This is a genomic window from Collinsella sp. TF12-2AT, assembly GCF_003436735.1.
GTDB lineage: Bacteria > Actinomycetota > Coriobacteriia > Coriobacteriales > Coriobacteriaceae > Collinsella.
The window spans coordinates 24670-41024 of the sequence record NZ_QSQK01000016.1 but is presented as its reverse complement, the minus strand read 5'-3'; the positions used below and the strand labels follow the sequence as shown (position 1 = coordinate 41024).

18 protein-coding genes and 1 tRNA gene are annotated in these 16355 nt (G+C 58.7%); 12 read left to right on the top strand and 7 right to left on the bottom strand.

Annotation, left to right across the window (positions count from 1 at the left end):
* Window positions 1-32 precede the first annotated feature (32 nt).
* The 6 genes from DXD24_RS09390 (at window position 33) to folB (ending at window position 5756) form a co-directional block, all read left to right on the top strand.
* Window positions 33-107, top strand: a tRNA-Val gene (locus DXD24_RS09390).
* Window positions 108-787: 680 nt separating this feature from the next.
* Complete coding sequence (gene nrdD / locus DXD24_RS09385) at window positions 788-3010, top strand: anaerobic ribonucleoside-triphosphate reductase (protein WP_117564449.1); 2223 nt, start codon at window positions 788-790, stop codon at window positions 3008-3010.
* 427 nt (window positions 3011-3437) lie between these two features.
* Window positions 3438-4019 carry an anaerobic ribonucleoside-triphosphate reductase activating protein gene (gene nrdG / locus DXD24_RS09380; RefSeq protein ID WP_117564448.1) on the top strand — a complete coding sequence of 194 codons (582 nt, stop codon included), beginning with the start codon at window positions 3438-3440 and terminating at the stop codon, window positions 4017-4019.
* Window positions 4020-4085: 66 nt separating this feature from the next.
* On the top strand, window positions 4086-4643 hold the full coding sequence (folE, locus tag DXD24_RS09375; RefSeq protein WP_117564447.1) for a GTP cyclohydrolase I FolE: 558 nt from the start codon (window positions 4086-4088) through the stop codon (window positions 4641-4643).
* Window positions 4644-4645: 2 nt separating this feature from the next.
* Window positions 4646-5227 carry an HD domain-containing protein gene (locus DXD24_RS09370; RefSeq protein ID WP_192934622.1) on the top strand — a complete coding sequence of 194 codons (582 nt, stop codon included), beginning with the start codon at window positions 4646-4648 and terminating at the stop codon, window positions 5225-5227.
* 43 nt (window positions 5228-5270) lie between these two features.
* Complete coding sequence (gene folB, locus DXD24_RS09365) at window positions 5271-5756, top strand: dihydroneopterin aldolase (RefSeq protein ID WP_117646589.1); 486 nt, start codon at window positions 5271-5273, stop codon at window positions 5754-5756.
* A 6-nt stretch (window positions 5757-5762) separates the two neighbouring features.
* Here folB and DXD24_RS09360 read toward each other — a convergent pair whose 3' ends face one another.
* A complete protein-coding gene (locus DXD24_RS09360; RefSeq protein WP_233502383.1) occupies window positions 5763-6491 on the bottom strand; it encodes a M48 family metallopeptidase in 729 nt (242 codons plus the stop codon).
* Between the two features lie 122 nt (window positions 6492-6613).
* Window positions 6614-7627, bottom strand: a complete 1014-nt coding sequence (locus tag DXD24_RS09355; protein ID WP_117646587.1) for a dipeptidase — start codon at window positions 7625-7627, stop codon at window positions 6614-6616.
* A gap of 120 nt (window positions 7628-7747) precedes the next feature.
* Here DXD24_RS09355 and DXD24_RS09350 point away from each other — a divergent pair, with 120 nt between their 5' ends.
* From DXD24_RS09350 to DXD24_RS09340, 3 genes are all read left to right on the top strand, one after another.
* Window positions 7748-8176: a peptidylprolyl isomerase gene (locus tag DXD24_RS09350; protein WP_035138874.1), complete on the top strand. Its 429-nt coding sequence runs from the start codon at window positions 7748-7750 to the stop codon at window positions 8174-8176.
* A gap of 3 nt (window positions 8177-8179) precedes the next feature.
* A complete protein-coding gene (locus DXD24_RS09345; RefSeq protein ID WP_117646586.1) occupies window positions 8180-8755 on the top strand; it encodes an urease accessory protein UreE in 576 nt (191 codons plus the stop codon).
* An 82-nt stretch (window positions 8756-8837) separates the two neighbouring features.
* The gene (locus tag DXD24_RS09340) at window positions 8838-9635 is read left to right on the top strand and encodes an HAD-IIB family hydrolase (RefSeq protein WP_158550179.1); all 798 of its coding nucleotides are present in this window, start codon (window positions 8838-8840) and stop codon (window positions 9633-9635) included.
* 77 nt (window positions 9636-9712) lie between these two features.
* Here DXD24_RS09340 and DXD24_RS09335 read toward each other — a convergent pair whose 3' ends face one another.
* The 5 genes from DXD24_RS09335 to DXD24_RS09315 all read right to left on the bottom strand — a co-directional run bounded on the left by DXD24_RS09335 (window position 9713) and on the right by DXD24_RS09315 (window position 13236).
* Window positions 9713-10093 (bottom strand): Fur family transcriptional regulator, encoded by a 381-nt coding sequence (locus tag DXD24_RS09335; protein WP_199407998.1) that lies wholly within the window; start codon window positions 10091-10093, stop codon window positions 9713-9715.
* A 61-nt stretch (window positions 10094-10154) separates the two neighbouring features.
* Entirely contained in the window at window positions 10155-10565 is a 411-nt protein-coding gene (locus tag DXD24_RS09330) for an acylphosphatase (RefSeq protein WP_117646584.1), read from the bottom strand.
* 2 nt (window positions 10566-10567) lie between these two features.
* Window positions 10568-11674: a Gfo/Idh/MocA family protein gene (locus DXD24_RS09325; protein ID WP_117646583.1), complete on the bottom strand. Its 1107-nt coding sequence runs from the start codon at window positions 11672-11674 to the stop codon at window positions 10568-10570.
* Window positions 11675-11748: 74 nt separating this feature from the next.
* Window positions 11749-12234, bottom strand: a complete 486-nt coding sequence (rnhA, locus tag DXD24_RS09320) for a ribonuclease HI (RefSeq protein ID WP_117646582.1) — start codon at window positions 12232-12234, stop codon at window positions 11749-11751.
* A gap of 99 nt (window positions 12235-12333) precedes the next feature.
* Complete coding sequence (locus tag DXD24_RS09315; RefSeq protein ID WP_117646581.1) at window positions 12334-13236, bottom strand: LysR family transcriptional regulator; 903 nt, start codon at window positions 13234-13236, stop codon at window positions 12334-12336.
* 273 nt (window positions 13237-13509) lie between these two features.
* On the opposite strand from DXD24_RS09315, the gene DXD24_RS09310 reads away from it, so the two are divergent.
* The 3 genes from DXD24_RS09310 (at window position 13510) to DXD24_RS09300 (ending at window position 16304) form a co-directional block, all read left to right on the top strand.
* Window positions 13510-14820: an O-acetylhomoserine aminocarboxypropyltransferase/cysteine synthase family protein gene (locus tag DXD24_RS09310; RefSeq protein WP_117646580.1), complete on the top strand. Its 1311-nt coding sequence runs from the start codon at window positions 13510-13512 to the stop codon at window positions 14818-14820.
* A 312-nt stretch (window positions 14821-15132) separates the two neighbouring features.
* Complete coding sequence (locus DXD24_RS09305) at window positions 15133-15906, top strand: hypothetical protein (RefSeq protein ID WP_117646579.1); 774 nt, start codon at window positions 15133-15135, stop codon at window positions 15904-15906.
* 191 nt (window positions 15907-16097) lie between these two features.
* Window positions 16098-16304 (top strand): hypothetical protein, encoded by a 207-nt coding sequence (locus DXD24_RS09300; protein ID WP_117564436.1) that lies wholly within the window; start codon window positions 16098-16100, stop codon window positions 16302-16304.
* The last annotated feature ends 51 nt before the right edge of the window (window positions 16305-16355 follow it).

The window sequence follows — 16355 nt, the reverse complement described above, 5'->3', positions numbered from 1 at the left end:
CGCGGGTTCGAGCCCCGTTGTCCGCTCCATTTGGGCGTTTAGCTCAGGGGGAGAGCGCTTCCCTGACACGGAAGAGGTCAGAAGTTCAAATCTTCTAACGCCCACCAAATGTTCGCAGCCCAGAGGCAACGCCTCTGGGCTGTTTTGTTTTACGTCGCCAAATGGGTCGCCAAATACGTCACCAAATATCGAGTTTTTGATCTTCCGGAATGCTTCTCAGTAGTCATCCGAGAAAACTCCCATCTTCTCCGTTTGCATGCACATATCTTTCAAGGATTCGTGCCGCGGTTGCATGGAGCTCGGCAAGGCACGACCGCAACATGTTGGTCAAGCATAATCTTTTGGATTCTTTTGGCGTGAGCGGCTTGGTTTTGGTAGGATTTGTCAGCGGCTTGACTAAGGGGGTTTTATAACTGCCATGCAGGTAGCCGTGTTGGTAACGTTTTACCGACTTGTCAAATACCCCTCATTTTTAATGCGTCTGCAAAATGACCAATTGCTTTGACCTGCTGAAACACTATATGTTGTGTTTGACCTAAAAAAAGAATACAGGATATAGATGCTTCTTTGTCGTATGATAGATGGCGGACAGAGAACGAAGACCTTAACTGCCTCTTTTGAACGTGTCCTTGAACCGCTTGATTGGCTCTAGGGAATGTCCGCATGGAGGCTTATGGTTTATCGAGAACACAGATTGCGCGACGGCGCCGCAAGGCAGGGGCAGGCCCTGCCGGGCATCGTTTGGCTCTGAAGCGCAATGAGGCTACGACGCGAAAGAGGCAAGAGGATGAAGATCATCAAGCGCAGCGGCACCGAGGTTGTCTTTGACATCGATAAGATCGTCAATGCCATCCGCGCCGCAAACTTGGAGGTCGAGGAGAGCTCTCGTCTTACCGACCGCCAGGTGGTTTATGCGGCGCAAAACGTCGCCGAGGCATGCGAGAACGCGGGCCACACCGTTTCGGTCGAGGAGATCCAGGATTTGGTCGAGGACGAGATCATGCGTCTCGACTGCTACGAGGTCGCCCGCCACTACATCATCTATCGCTATGTTCAGAGCCTGAAGCGCCAGAAGAACACGACCGACGACAAGATTCTGTCGCTGATCGAGTGCAATAACGAAGAGGTCAAGCAGGAGAACTCTAACAAGAACCCGACCGTCAATTCCGTCCAGCGCGACTATATGGCCGGCGAGATTTCAAAGGATCTGACTCAGCGTGTGCTGCTGCCCCAGGAGATCGTGGATGCCCACAATGAGGGCCTGATCCACTTCCACGATTCTGACTACTTTGCCCAGCACATGCATAACTGCGACCTGGTGAACCTGGAGGACATGCTCCAGAACGGCACCGTTATCTCGGGCACGCTGATCGAGAAGCCGCACAGCTTCTCGACTGCCTGCAACATCGCGACGCAGATTATCGCCCAGGTTGCTTCCTCCCAGTACGGCGGCCAGTCTATTTCACTGACCCATCTCGCCCCGTTTGTTGAGGTGAGCCGTCAAAAGATTCGCGGCGAGGTTGCCCGCGAGCTCGAGGAGCTCGGTGTTTCGGCATCTGCCGAAAAGGTCCGTGAGGTCGTTGAGGACCGTCTGCGTGACGAGATCCGTCGCGGCGTCCAGACGATTCAGTATCAGGTTGTGACCCTTATGACCACAAACGGCCAGGCGCCGTTTGTGACGGTCTTTATGTATCTCAACGAGGCTCGCTCAGCGCAGGAGAAGCACGACCTTGCCATGATCGTGGAGGAGACGCTTCGTCAGCGCTATGAGGGCGTTAAGAACGAAGCCGGTGTGTGGATTACCCCGGCATTCCCCAAGCTTATCTATGTACTCGAGGACGATAATGTTCACGAGAATTCCCCGTACTTCTACCTGACCCAGCTGGCTGCCAAGTGCACCGCCAAGCGCATGGTGCCCGACTACATCTCCGAGAAGAAGATGCGCGAGCTCAAGCTGTCTAAGGGCGAGACCGCTGGCAACGGCGATTGCTACACCTGCATGGGTTGCCGCAGCTTCTTGACGCCCGACCGCTCCGGTAACGGATTTAACAATGTGGCCAACGCGCTGAACTATGACCCGAACAAGCCCAAGTACTATGGTCGCTTTAACCAGGGTGTTGTGACCATCAACCTGCCCGATGTCGCGCTGAGCTCGCATCAGGACATGGACAAGTTCTGGAAGATCTTCGATGAGCGCCTTGAGCTGTGCCATCGTGCCCTGCTGTGCCGTCATGAGCGTCTGATGGGCACGCTTTCGGATGCCGCGCCGATTCTTTGGCAGTACGGTGCCCTGGCGCGTCTGAAGAAGGGCGAGACGATCGATAAGCTGCTCGTGGGCGGCTATTCCACCATCAGCTTGGGGTATGCCGGTCTGTATGAGTGCGTCAAGTACATGACGGGTCACAGCCACACCGAGAAGGAGGGCACGCCGTTTGCCATGGCCGTCATGCAGCGCATGAACGACAAGTGCGCCGAGTGGAAGGCCGAAAGCGATATCGACTTCTCGCTGTACGGCACCCCGCTTGAGTCGACGACCTACAAGTTCGCCAAGTGCCTGCAGCGTCGTTTTGGCATTATCCCGGGCGTGACGGACAAGGGCTACATCACCAACAGCTACCACGTCCACGTGTCCGAGGAGATCGACGCATTCGACAAGCTCAAGTTCGAGGGCATGTTCCAGCAGCTTTCGCCGGGCGGTGCTATCTCCTACGTCGAGGTTCCCAACATGCAGGACAACCTCAAGGCTGTCATTCGCGTGATGCAGTACATCTACGACAACATCATGTACGCCGAGCTCAACACCAAGAGCGACTACTGCCAGGTGTGCGGCTACGATGGCGAGATCAAGATTGTTGAGGACGATGGCAAGCTGGTGTGGGAGTGCCCCAACTGCGGCAACCGCGACCAGGAGAAAATGAACGTCGCTCGTCGTACGTGCGGCTACATCGGTACCCAGTTCTGGAACCAGGGTCGAACCGAGGAGATCCGCGACCGCGTGCTGCATCTCTAATACCGCTCCGGGACTGAGCCGAGAGGGCCGCTTGGGCATTTGCTCGCTATTTCGGACAGTCCTGCGCAAGACGAAGGCCACATTAAGTGGCCTTCTTTGCGTGCGGAACTCATATCGAGCAAAAGCCCAAGCGGCCCTCTCGGCTCAGCCAAGTTGATGTAGCTGAGATGCAGCACGCGGTCTGCTCACTCCTCGAAGTTTTTAGCGGAAATGAGTTGACTTGCAACAACGCTTTGCTTGCGATAACGGTTGAGCTGCAGCATTGTTTTTATTGGACCTCGAACCCTATACTCGATGTTCGCTGAGTTCATTGAGTATCGCTCGCGAGGGGTCTGGAGTATATCGTCCCGCCCGCAGTTTCGCAGGCCGAAGGCCGAGAATGTTTGAGGACGGGATGATATACTCCAGACCCCCAGGAAGGTTACCTATGAACTACGCGAACATTAAGTATTTCGACATTGCTGATGGAGAAGGCGTTCGTACTTCTCTGTTTGTAAGCGGGTGCCGTCGTGGGTGCAAGAATTGCTTTAACTCTGTTGCGTGGGACTTTGCTGCGGGTGAGCCGTTCGATCGTGCCGTCGAGGACAAGATTATCAAGAGTCTCGATCATCCCTTTATCGATGGTCTGACGATTCTGGGCGGCGAGCCCATGGAGCCCGAGAATCAGGCGGGGCTCGTTGAGTTTGTCGAGCGTGTTCGCGCGGCCTATCCAGTGGGGTCGGGGAAGACCATTTGGTGCTTTACCGGTGACGTGCTCGAGGAGCTTATGCCGGGTGGTCGTCATCATACCGAGGTGACGGACCGCATTCTTGCCTGCCTCGACATGTTGGTGGACGGCCCGTTTGTTCAGGACCTGTACGATATCACGCTGCGCTTTAGGGGCTCGAGCAACCAGCGCGTGATCGATATGAACGCTACGCGCGCCCGTGCTGAGCGCGAGGGCGTTGCGCTTTGTGATGCGGTTGAACTTTGGCGCGATGATCCGGTCTATTCGACCCATACTATGTAGCTTGTGGTCGATGCCGGAGGGCGTGGTACCATAGTGCGAACGTGAAATCGGAAAAGTGAGGCCCAGATGGTCGATCAGGAAAAAGTCGAGGCCGCCATTAAGCTGTTGCTTGAGGGCATAGGCGAGGATCCAACTCGTGAGGGCCTGCTGGAGACCCCGGCGCGCGTTGCCCGTATGTATGGCGAGATCGCCGGCGGTGTGGACCAGAGTGCCGAGGAGCACCTGTCCAAAACCTTTGCCGTCGCTTCGAACGATTTGGTTATCGAGCGCGACATCACGTTCTACTCGCTGTGCGAACATCATCTGCTGCCGTTTTATGGCAAGGCCGCCATTGGTTATATCCCTAACGGTCGGGTGGCCGGGCTTTCCAAGCTTGCTCGCACGGTTGAGGTTTATGCCCGCCGTCTGCAGCTGCAGGAGCAGCTGTGTGCGCAGGTTGCCGATGCCCTCATGGAGTATCTCGCTCCCCAGGGAGCGATTGTGTTGATGGAGGCCGAGCATATGTGCATGACGATGCGTGGCGTGCAAAAGCCCGGCACCAAGACCGTGACGCTCGCTCGCCGCGGCGTCTTTGAGACCGATCCCGCGCTCGAGGAGCGTTTCTTTAGGATGCTGGACCGCTAACCATGAGAGTCGTCAACGACTTTACATCGAAGACCGATGAGGGGACGTCGCGTCGCGGCTTTATGGCTTCGGGCCTGGCCCCCTTTGGCGCCATGCCTCGCATTGATTACATTTGTGCCAACGGGCTGTTCCGGCGGCACCTGGGCAACATTGCACAGTTGGAATCGGGGCGCATCTTCTGCCGCCACGGTATTGACCATCTGCTTGATGTCGCTCGCATTATGTGGATCAAGAATCTCGAGGAGCAGCTCGAATTTGACCGCGAGGTCATTTACGCCACGGCACTTCTTCACGATATCGGCAAAGATGAACAGTACGAATCGGGTATATCCCATGATGTTGCAAGCGAGCGCGTCGCTGATGCAATACTCGCCGGCATGCCCGATGACGTGGCGTTTGAGTCGGCCGATGCCGCAGCCATTAAGACGGCCATTCTGGGTCATCGAAAGCTGCGCGTGAACAGCCAACCGCTTGAGCGTCTGCTCTATGCAGCCGACAAAGCGTCGCGCGCCTGCTTTGCATGCCCCGCGCGCAATGCTTGCAACTGGAGCGATGATAAAAAGAACCTGTCGATTCGCGTGTAGTTAATTTGCGCGGTCGGGGTTCTAAACGAAGGAGACGATCGCGATGAGTAACAAGAAGCTGCCCGAGAATGCAACCAAGACTGAGGGTGCTGAGCTCGCCCGTCGTGGTAGGGGTGAAATTTCTACTGCGACGGCGGTGCCTCACGTGAACTATGACGATCTGCGCCATGCCGATCGTATTGTCATTGACGGCCTAGAGGTTTTTGCCAACCATGGCGTGTATCCCGAGGAGAACGCGCTGGGTCAGAAGTTCATCGTGTCCTTGGTGCTCTATGCCGACCTGCGTGCAGCGGGGGAGCACGATAACCTGGACGCCTCGATTGACTACGGCTCGGTGTGCCACGATGTCGATGGCTATCTGCGCGAGCATACGTTTAAACTCATCGAGGCGGCAGCCGAGGGGGCGGCCCAGATGCTGCTGCGCCGTTATCCCTCGCTGCTTGGTGTGCGCATAAAGCTCGATAAGCCGTGGGCTCCTGTTGGCCTGCCCCTGGCAAGCTGCGGTGTCGAGATCGAGCGCGTGCGTTAGGCGACGCTAGAGCTCGTCGGCGGGCGGTTTTTTGAGCCGCTGCGACAGGGCTCTATTGTCGGGGCAGTACGTGTCGAGCAGGGCATGGAACCGTTGATTGTGGCTCGGCTCGAGCAGATGAACGAGCTCGTGGGCGACAACCATGTCGAGGCATTCGACAGGGTAGGCGGCCAGTTCGCGTGCGATGCGAATGGCGCCGGTTTTGGGCGTGCATGAGCCCCAGCGCGTCTTCATGCTGCGCACGGAGGCGCGGGAGACGGCGACACCCATTGCGATTTCGTACGCGTGCACCATATCGCGCAGCGCCGATGTGACCTCGGACGTATAGAGCTGGTCGATGTGGGCTTGGAGCTCGTCGGACGTTAGGCCGTCGAGGATTGCGCGCCGCTTGGCCTGTGGGCCTTCGTCCGATTCGTCGGTACCCATAAAACTTGCGAAGGTGGCCTGCTTGGGCCGCGGTGCGGGCGATGCAAAGTTGTGATCGAGTGCGTCCTGTACCGTGATGGGCTTGCCCCAAAGTGCAATGATGGACGAGGGGCTGAGCGGCCCTCGCGCCGTCGCCTGACGTTGCTCGCGCTGGGCAAGTCGGCCGATAATCCAGGCGCTGTTGCGCTTCACAAACGCTTCGATGCGCTCGCGACCGGCGCCGAGCGGTGCGCTGGCGTGGACCTCACCGCTCGATGTGACGCGTAGGTTGAAGTTCTTGACGCGTTTTTTGGTAACGATGACGGGCAAGGCCGTCCCATCCGGTCGAGATACGGAAATCGTAAATTGCTGCGTCAAAAGCGGTCCTTTGGGTTGGGGACGGGCCGGCATGTCGACCGTTCGGCATGCCGGCCCGCTCAAGGGATGTGAAACTAATAACGCTCAAAGAAGGCAAGCGCGTTGTCGCTGCAGAGCTTTTGCATCACGGTCTTGCCAAAGTGCTTGGAGAGCATGTTCTGGAACTCGGGCATCATGCTGGCATCGGAGAGGAAAGCGGGCACCGTGGCGCCGTCCCAGTCGCCGCCGAGCGCGATGACGTCCTCGCCGCCCAGGTCGAGCCAGTGCTCGATATGGGCCGCCAGCTGGTCGAAGGTGACATCTGCAGCGGTCTCGTCGGTTGCTTCGTTAGACAGGAACTCGCTGCAGTAGTTGAGGCCGACGATGCCGCCCATGTCGCGAATGGTGCGGAACTGGTCGTCGGTAAGGTTGCGCTTGACGCCGCAAACCGCACGGGAGTTGGAGTGGCTGGCGACGAAGGGGCGCGTGGCGCGGGCGGCAACTTCGTCAAAGCACTCGTCGTTAAGATGGGAGACGTCAAGCACCATGCCGGCGTGCTCCATCTGCGTAAGCGCCTCGATGCCGGCGGCGGTGAGGCCGGCGTGGGTATCGTGTCCGCTCGCGAGCGGTCCCTGCGCATTCCAGCTGAGTGATGACATGAGCACGCCCAAGCTCTTGAGCACCTCGATCAGCGCGGGGTCCTCGGCAAAGAACGTGGCGTTTTCGATAGTGTGGATGCAGGCGACCTTGCCGCCCTTGAGCGCAGGGCGAATGTCGGCGGCGCTGCGTACGTTGACCATGCGGTCGTGGTTGAGCATTGCCTGGCCGCTCATGTGCGCCATGATCTGCGCCTGGAAGCGCGCGGCGTGGGCGGTGGGAATCTCGTCGGGGACAAACGTGGCGAAGCACTGTGCCCACGGCGTATTGCCGATCTTTGCGAGCGAGATGGCGCAGGCGTTGCCCTCGATGAGGTCGAAATCCTGCGGATGCGTTTCGTCGCCGGGGAAATACCCGTCGGTGCCCGCGGTAAAGCGCAGGTCGAGATCGAGCGTGGCCCAGCCGATGCGATCGGCGGTGTCGCAGTGTAGGTCAAATACGGGAAATGCCATAGTTCCTCCGGTTGCAGCGTTTCTTTGCAAACTGTCCTTGAATTGTATGACTAGGGTATAGTTAGCGCCATATGTTCATGGCGGTCCGCGTTGTGCGCCGCCCTTATCACGGAGGTTACCATGTCCAACCAGGGCAAGAAGGTTAAGACTCATTATCGCGGCACGCTCGATGACGGCACGCAGTTCGATAGCTCCTACGATCGCGGCGAGCCGCTGGAGTTCACCTGCGGCGCCGGCCAGATGATCAAGGGCTTCGACGCTGCTGTTGTCGACATGCAGGTGGGCGAGAAGAAGACTGTGCACATCCCGGCTGCCGATGCCTACGGCGAGCACAACCCCGAGATGGTCCTGACCTTCCCGGCCGAGCAGGTTCCCAACATCGAGCAGATCGAGAAGGGCATGAAGCTCTTCCTGTCCACGCCGAGCGGTATGCCCGTCCCCGCCGTCGTCATTGACGTGACGCCCGAGGCTGTGACGCTCGACGCCAACCACGAGCTGGCCGGCAAGGACCTCAACTTTGATATCGAGCTCGTCGAGGTCGAGGGCTAGAGCATGCCTGAACGCTTGGTTTCGACGACATGCTTGGGAAATCTCAACGATCCGTCCTATGAACTCCTGCTTCGCCGGGAGCTGGGTGGTGTCTTTGAAGTTGACGAGCTGCTGCTCGATTGGGACCAGGCTGATGTATGCGCGTTTGCGGGCGTGACGGAGCTGGGGCGCACGGTCGATGTTCGGCTGGCGTCCGACGGCGGTCGTCTTGCCGACGGCGACGTGCTCGCCATTGACCGTTCGGGCATGGCGCCCGTGGCGGTTGTCGTGCGCCTGCGCAGCGCCGAGGTTTATTTAGTCGAAGTTGACCGCATGGACCCGATTGCGCTCGCGCATGCGTGCTGGGAGATCGGCAATATGCACGCGCCGCTTTTCCGAGGCGACTCGGACGAGCATACCGTGCGCATGTATACGCCGGTGCAGCCTGTTTTGGGCCGCATGCTCCGGGGTGTCGAGGGTGTTCGGCTCTCGGTGGTTACGCGCGAGCTCGATGCCAGTCGGCGCTTTGCGTCGAGCGCGGCGGATGTTGTCGTGAGTATGGCTCCCGACTTTACAATCGTAAAGGCGGCGCGTGGTTAACGCGCATATATGCAAGACGGACTTTGAGAGGCAACGATTCAAAGTCCGTCTTGCTGTTGATGAGATGTTTTGGGGGAAACATATGGGTCTTGAGGGAATCAAGCTGATCGCCTGCGATTTGGATGGCACGTTGCTGCATCCGGGGGAGCGCGAGCCGCGTTCCGAGGCGTTTGAGCTCATCGATGAGCTACATCGTCGCGGCATTGTGTTTATGCCGGCGAGCGGCCGTCAATATGCGAGCCTGCGCTACCTGTTTGCCCCGGTGGCCGATGAGCTCGCCTATGTATGCGAAAACGGAGCCCTGGTGATGAGCGAGGGGCATGCCGTTGTCAAGCGTTCCATGGAGCGTAGCCTTGCTATGGATATCGCGAATGCCGTGGTTGCGTATCCCCATGCCGACGTGACCCTTTCGTGCGAGGGGCACCTCTACACCATGAGCGGCAACGATGCGTTCGTCGACCATTTGCGCTATGAGGTCCACTGCGATGTGGCGGTGGTCGACCGTCCCGAGGACATCGACGAGGATGTCATTAAGATTGCCTTCCAGACGCCCGAAATTGATCAGCCGGTGGCCCTGGAGTATTTCGAGCGTCTCTTTAGCGACCGAGTCGATGTGATGACGTCGGGAACCGAATGGACTGACTTTATCGGCTTTGACTCGGGCAAGGGGTCCGCGCTTGCCGATTATGGTCGTGTCCTGGGAATTTCGCCCGATGAGATGATGGCGTTTGGCGATAACGAAAACGACCGCGACATGCTCAATGTAGTGGGCCATCCCTATCTAATGGAGAACTGCAATCCCTCTATGCGTGGCATCAACGACCGCGTCCGCTACGTGCGCACGGTCGAAGAGGAACTGCATCGCCTGCTCGCCGAGTAGATATATGTGGCATGCCTAGAAATCTACTTTTTGCCGCCATCGGTGGAAAGGGAGATTTTAAGGCATGTCCCAAACATCTACCGGCAGTTGGGGCAGAGGCCCTCGAAGATGGTGTAGTGCGAGGTGACGTCCCAGCCGATTTGCTCGGACGCCTTGTCGTCGAGTTGGGCATCGAAGGGGAGCGGCACGTCGATGACGCGGCTGCACGAGGTGCAGATGATATGTGCGTGCGGCTCGATGGTGCGATCGAAGCGGCTGCCGCCCGGCGTCTTAATAGAGAGAATCTCCCCTGCGTCGGCTAAGAGATTGAGGTTGCGGTAGACCGTGCCGCGGCTGATCTTGTCATCCTGTTCGCGTACGGCGTTGTAGATTTCGTCGGCGGTGGGATGGTTATAGCTTTGGCGCACAGCGTCAAGAACCAGCTTTCGCTGCTTGGTATTCCTTCTTTGCACCGCCATGCGCCTCGCCTCTTTTCTATCAACGGTCGTAGGTAAATGATACCGTATTTAGCACACAATACTAATAACGAGGAATGAAACCGTCTTCATGGGCAAATGGGGCTCGGGTCTGGGCGTCTACGAGGCGAAAACGCGTTCCCATGCGCTCATAGGAGGCATGAAGCGCCTCGAGATGAGACAGGATGTTTGCCGGAGCTCCCTGTATCTCCATCTCGACTGACCCGTCTTCCATGTTACTCACCCAGCCGGTGAGTGCGCGTGCCTGTGCGAGGTTGGTGTTGGTAAAGCGAAAACCAACGCCTTGGACTTGCCCCTCCCAGCGTAGGAAATAGCGCAGGGGAGTGTCTTGAGTGGCCTCGTCGCTTGCGAGCACAGTAAGCCTGCGGCGCAGCTCGAGCTCGACGTTTGATGGTTTTTGAGGCTCTCGACTGCCGCCGGTGACGCTGGAGAAGAACGTTTCGAAGAAGCCCATCGCTAGGCCTGCTTGACTGAATCAGCGGGAAAGGTAATGCCGGCCTGCTGGCGCACGGCATCCATGATACGCAGCGAGACAAGCGTGACATCGCGATAGTGGCCAAGCTCATGGCGCCCGGCAGGCGTTTCCCAGATCTCGTCCTTAATGCTATCGATGCCGACGATGGCGGTGATAAAGTCGGCGAGCTCGTACTCCATGGTGTTGCTCGATTTGGGAAGGTCGAGCGCGCGTCCGTTGTCGCCTTGCTCGCGCGGCGCCTCGGTCGCCGATCCGCGCACGACGTCGCCGCGATAATCGATGCGTACGTTGCGGGGCGTGGACAGATGGTCAATCTGGATGGTGCCGCGCTCGCCTTCGATTTGCGAGGGCAGCAGGTCGTTGGTGATCTTTGAATGCGCAAGTTCGACGGAGATGCGGCCTCCGCCATAGCTGGCGAGAATGGAGCCGCAACCGTCGATGGGGCCATGGGTGAGCTCTTGCGTTGAGGGATCGAGCAGCGTGGTCATGCTGGTGAGACCGGAGGGCATGCCGAAGATCTCGACCATGGGCTCGACGGTATAGACGCCGATGTCCATGAGGGAGCCCGAGGCCATGTGGCAGTCGAAGATATTGGTGGCGCGCCCCACGAGAACCTCGTTGTAGCGCGAAGAATACTTGCCAAAGCGCAATGAGGCGCGGCGGATGGGGGCGATCTCGCCCAGAGCGTCCTCAATGGCGTGGAAAGCGGGATCGTGAAGCGGGCGCATGGCCTCGAGGGCTACGACGCCCGCCGCCTCGGCTGCGCGAAAGACCTCGAGCGCCTGCGCCTCGGTGGCACAAAAGGGCTTTTCGACGATAACGTGCTTGCCTCCGGCGATACAGGCGAGCGCCTGCTCGTAGTGGAGCGCATTGGGGCTGCCGATGTAGACGGCGTCGACGTCGTCGGTGGACGCAAGCTCGTCAAGTGCGGTGAAGTTGCGCTCGCCGCCGCGCTCAGCGGTAAAGGCAGCGCCGCGCTCGGCGTTGCGCGAGAGCGTGCCTACGAATACAGCCTGGTCGTTTGCATTGACGACTTGGATAAAGTCGTCGGTGATCATGGATGTGCCGATGGTCGCTATGCGCAGCATGTGTCCCCCTTGCATTGTTTGGTCTACAGGACGAGTGTAGCGCGAGGGGGACGCAAAAGCGTGCGAAAACGCCGCTACAGGTCGCTCTCGTTAAAGCCGGCGTCGATATCGAGGTTGGCTCCGTCGGCTGCGGTGGTGGCAAGCTCGTCGCAGCGCTCGTTGAGCTCATGGCCGGCATGCCCCTTCACCCAGATGAACTCCACCTTATGCTGGCTCTTTGCGGCAAGCAGACGCTCCCACAGGTCGCGGTTCTTAACGGGCTGCTTGTTGGCGGTCTTCCAGCCGCGTTTTTTCCATCCGTCAATCCAGTGCTTGTTGAAGGCGTTGACGACGTACTGCGAATCGGAATGGACCTCGACCTCGCAGGGGCGGTTGAGCGCCTCGAGCGCCACGATAACCGCCATGAGTTCCATGCGGTTGTTGGTGGTCTTGGCGTAGCCGCGCGAAAGCTCGGAGGTAAAGGTCTTGCCGGCGGGGTTGGTGTATTTGAGCACGGCGCCGTAGCCGCCGCGCCCCGGATTTGATCGGGCCGAGCCGTCGGTATAGATGATGACCTTCACGGGCTTCCTTTCGTTGAGTGCGTTTCATGTGAGTGACCATTGTAGCGCCATGCCCGCCGGGGGCTGGCAATCTACGATTTCTACCCCGTCTTCCGACAGTTAGTTGGCATGGATGATGCGGTTGAGCTCGTCGAGGTATTGCTGCAAGAGGGGAGAGGGCTTGCGCTCGTCGTGCATGATATAGCCTACGTGCATCGTTGGGGCGTCTGCTAACGGGATCGATGCCATACCCCATTGCATTTCATTGGAGAGGACACCGGTCGACAGGGTGTAACCGTTCGACGTGATAAGTAAGTTAGTAAGTGTTCCGCGGTCCGAGATTCGTATGTTGCGGTCGCAAGGGATATAGCTAAAAGGTTCCTCGGCGTAATAGAAGGAGTTTGAGGTCCCCTGTTCAAAGCTGTAGCGCGTATAGGGCGTGAGGTCGGCAAGGGACAGCTGCGGGCGGCGTGCGAGCGGGTGGCGCTCGCTCACGAAGACGTGGACCGTCGCGTCGAATAGGGGATGGAAGCTTGCACGGGCATCGGCGAAGGCCTTCTGCAGAACGCGGGCGTTAAAGTCGTCCAGATACAGAATGCCGATATCGCTGCGAAACGCGCGTACGTCGTCGATGATCTGCGCTGTGGTGGTCTCGCGCATGATGAACTCGAACTTGCTGTCGCGGCAGCGCTCGACCACGTTGACAAAGGCCTCGACCGAAAAGGCGTAGTGCTGGGCGGAAATGGCGAGGCGGGCTTGCGGGGTGCCGCCGTCCTCGTAGCGCGCCTCGAGCATGTCGGCCTGCTCTACGACCTGGCGCGCATAGCCCAAAAGCTCGGTGCCGTCGTTGGTGAGCGTGACGCCGCGGCTGGAGCGCGTAAAGATCTCCAGATGGAGCTCCTGCTCTAGGCTTTTGACGGCATTGGAGATATTGGACTGTGCCGTATAGAGGCGCTGGGCTGCGGCGTTGATCGATCCGGACTCTGCCACGGCGATCAAAAAGCGAAGCTGCTGGAGGGTCATTGGCGCCCGTCCTTTCGATAGCTATCTAAAAAACCGATAACAAGTTAGCGCATTTAAGTGATTGACCGAGGGAGACAATGCCCGTACTATTCAAAACACACAAAGGCGGTAGGTAATTAAGCCAACTACGGAACCGGGACGCGAAAGGAGGCCTGCATATGAATTGCTTACCAAGACGAATGCCGGGCTCCTGTTTGCGCCCGTCGGCGTGATCAGGAGACAGCGAATTACTTCTCTCTTTTTATTTACTTTCGTTCGATCAAGGAGATCATCATGAGCCAGTTCATCAACAACCCTGAGCACACCTTTGGTTTCGATACCCTGCAGCTGCACGTTGGCCAGGAGAGCGCCGATCCCGCATCCGACTCCCGTGCCGTGCCCATCTACCAGACCACGAGCTATGTGTTCCGCAACTCCCAGCACGCCGCCGACCGCTTTGGTCTTGCCGACGCCGGTAACATCTACGGCCGTCTGACCAACTCCACCCAGGGTGTCTTCGAGGACCGTATCGCCGCACTCGAGGGCGGCGTGGCAGGTCTTGCCGTCGCCTCCGGCGCTGCTGCCATCACCTATACCCTGCAGGCCCTTGCCCAGGCCGGTGACCACGTGGTGGCTCAGAAGACCATCTACGGTGGCTCCTACAACCTGCTGGAGCATACGCTCTCCCAGTTTGGCGTCGAGACCACGTTTGTCGATGCCCATAACCTGGAAGAGGTTGAGGGTGCCATCAAGGACAACACCACGGTCATCTATCTCGAGACGCTCGGAAACCCCAACTCCGACATCCCCAACATCGACGCCATCTCCGAGATCGCCAAGAAGCACGGTCTGCCGGTTGTCGTCGACAACACCTTCGGCACCCCGTATCTGTTCCGTCCGCTGGAGCATGGTGCCAACATTGTCGTCCACTCCGCGACCAAGTTCATCGGCGGCCACGGCACCTCGCTGGGCGGTGTGATCGTCGACGGCGGTAACTTCGATTGGAAGGCGAGCGGAAAGTACGCCCAGATCGCCGAGCCCAACCCCTCCTACCATGGTGTTTCGTTTGCCGAGGCCGCCGGTCCCGCCGCCTTCGCAACCTATGTCCGCGCCATCCTGCTGCGTGACGAGGGTGCCTGCATCAGCCCGTTCAACGCCTGGGTCCTGCTCCAGGGCACCGAGACTCTGTCGCTGCGCGTCGACCGCCATGTCGAGAACACCAAGAAGGTCGTTGAGTCCCTTGCCGGCGACAGCCACGTTGCCAAGGTGAATCACCCGAGCCTGCCTGAGCACCCCGATCACGAGCTCTATCAGAAGTACTTCCCCCGTGGCGGTGCCTCAATCTTTACCTTTGAGATCAAGGGCGGCCAGGAGGCTGCATGGAAGTTCATCGATCACCTGCAGGTGTTCTCGCTGCTCGCCAACGTGGCCGACGTCAAGTCGCTCGTCGTGCACCCGGCTACCACCACGCACTCCCAGCTCTCTGCCGAGGAGCTCGCCGAGCAGAACATCACGCCCTCCACGATCCGTCTTTCCATCGGTACCGAGAACGCCGAGGATATCATTTGGGATCTGAAGCAGGCCTTCGCCGCGCTGGACGAGTAAGGCGACTTGTGCAAGGACCCCTTGCGTCTCGATAGGTATAACTGCATAAAATGCCTGCTCAAGGCGCCTGTGCGAACAATGGTTGCACAGGCGCCTTTTTTGCATAGAGAGGGTGCAAAAACAGGGTTTTTGACACGCTTTATGCATTCGAGTTGTGGAAAACTCCTGTTGAGCGGATGTGAGTTTTACGCAAATGACGTGCACCTTTTGAGAAAAACCGCAGGTCGCGATTTGCTCGGGGTACTATGCAGCACGATCGAATCACACGCAGCTTAAACGCAGCAAAAACGCACTACGGAGGTTTCCAGCTACATGAGGATCGATTCACGAAAACCGAAAGCCGCCGCCCTTTCCGCTGCTCTGACCGTGGCACTTTTGATGGGCGCCGGCGCAACTGATGCCCACGCGGCAACACTATCCGATACGGTCGGATCTACGCCGTCCGAGGCGACGCTGGTGCAGCCCGTCGACTACCGCGGCGACGGTTATGGCTCTATGCAGGAGTGGAACGCCTCTATGGGGGCCAAGCGCGATTCCCTAGAGGTCCGCGCCCAGATCATCATGAACATGTACGGTGACTATGCCACCGATGACGAGCGCACTGTGTTGCAGGGTTGCATCGACGGTGCGGGCAACCTGTTGACGATGGAGGAGGTCGACGCCAAGTCGACCGAGCTCGACGAGCTGCGCGCCACGCTCGAGGATGCCAAGCGTGAGGCGCTTGAGTTTGAGGCCGTCGAGGCCGAGGCCGCGGCCGCCCAGGCTTCGTATTGCAACGCCGGCTCCAGCCCGTCTTACACGTCTGCTGCGTATTACGCGAACGGCTCGGGTCTGACGCGCTTGAGCGGCGTCAATAACTATAACGGCCGCCGCGAGACCTATTACAGCAGCAACGTGTTGTATCACCACCGCACGGGCGAATGGACGCAGGATTCCGAGGGCTTTTGGCGCGATTCCGATGGCTACTACGTCGTTGCCGCGGGCGATAAGGCCCAAGGCTCCACGTTTACCGGTTCCAAGGGCGAGTGCAAGGTCTATGACTCCGGCTGTGCTGCCGGAACCACCGACTACTATACCGGTTGGTAATCTGCCATCAGAGCAAAATAGGCACATGATGGGCGGGCGTCTTTGCTGAGCTTTTAGGCAACGTAAAGCCGCCCTTTCTTTATGTGCGTTTGAGTTAACAGAGCCCTTACCGTGGCGGTACGCTGGGCGTATGCATGCTGGGCACACTGGTTCATGAGAAATAAGGTCTTTCTCGTGGAGGAAGTGGTCTCATGAACGCTCGAGATATCGCTATCGCCGCCGTCGCATTGGTACTTGGCTGTCTTGGCCCTACAGCTGCGTTTGTCGCAGGCATGCAGGGCTCGTGCGGGGCTGCTCCTATTGTGGTCGGCGCGCTCATCGCAGCAGCGCTGCTGGGAAGTGCGGGCGTGACCCTTTGCCGCGATGACGAGGACGAGACGCCGCAGGTGCGGCGCTAGCCGTTGTGAAGCTGGTTTTGCCCATAGATGAAGAAGGAAGCCGCCGCAAGG

Bases quoted from the DNA above. Each gene is read 5' to 3' on its own strand.
- nrdD (WP_117564449.1), top strand. From the start codon at position 788: ATGAAGATCATCAAGCGCAGCGGCACCGAGGTTGTCTTTGACATCGAT.
- nrdG (WP_117564448.1), top strand. From the start codon at position 3,438: ATGAACTACGCGAACATTAAGTATTTCGACATTGCTGATGGAGAAGGC.
- folE (WP_117564447.1), top strand. From the start codon at position 4,086: ATGGTCGATCAGGAAAAAGTCGAGGCCGCCATTAAGCTGTTGCTTGAG.
- DXD24_RS09370 (WP_192934622.1), top strand. From the start codon at position 4,646: ATGAGAGTCGTCAACGACTTTACATCGAAGACCGATGAGGGGACGTCG.
- folB (WP_117646589.1), top strand. From the start codon at position 5,271: ATGAGTAACAAGAAGCTGCCCGAGAATGCAACCAAGACTGAGGGTGCT.
- DXD24_RS09355 (WP_117646587.1), bottom strand. From the start codon at position 7,627: ATGGCATTTCCCGTATTTGACCTACACTGCGACACCGCCGATCGCATC.
- DXD24_RS09350 (WP_035138874.1), top strand. From the start codon at position 7,748: ATGTCCAACCAGGGCAAGAAGGTTAAGACTCATTATCGCGGCACGCTC.
- DXD24_RS09345 (WP_117646586.1), top strand. From the start codon at position 8,180: ATGCCTGAACGCTTGGTTTCGACGACATGCTTGGGAAATCTCAACGAT.
- DXD24_RS09340 (WP_158550179.1), top strand. From the start codon at position 8,838: ATGGGTCTTGAGGGAATCAAGCTGATCGCCTGCGATTTGGATGGCACG.
- DXD24_RS09335 (WP_199407998.1), bottom strand. From the start codon at position 10,093: ATGGCGGTGCAAAGAAGGAATACCAAGCAGCGAAAGCTGGTTCTTGAC.
- DXD24_RS09330 (WP_117646584.1), bottom strand. From the start codon at position 10,565: ATGGGCTTCTTCGAAACGTTCTTCTCCAGCGTCACCGGCGGCAGTCGA.
- DXD24_RS09325 (WP_117646583.1), bottom strand. From the start codon at position 11,674: ATGCTGCGCATAGCGACCATCGGCACATCCATGATCACCGACGACTTT.
- DXD24_RS09315 (WP_117646581.1), bottom strand. From the start codon at position 13,236: ATGACCCTCCAGCAGCTTCGCTTTTTGATCGCCGTGGCAGAGTCCGGA.
- DXD24_RS09310 (WP_117646580.1), top strand. From the start codon at position 13,510: ATGAGCCAGTTCATCAACAACCCTGAGCACACCTTTGGTTTCGATACC.
- DXD24_RS09305 (WP_117646579.1), top strand. From the start codon at position 15,133: ATGAGGATCGATTCACGAAAACCGAAAGCCGCCGCCCTTTCCGCTGCT.
- DXD24_RS09300 (WP_117564436.1), top strand. From the start codon at position 16,098: ATGAACGCTCGAGATATCGCTATCGCCGCCGTCGCATTGGTACTTGGC.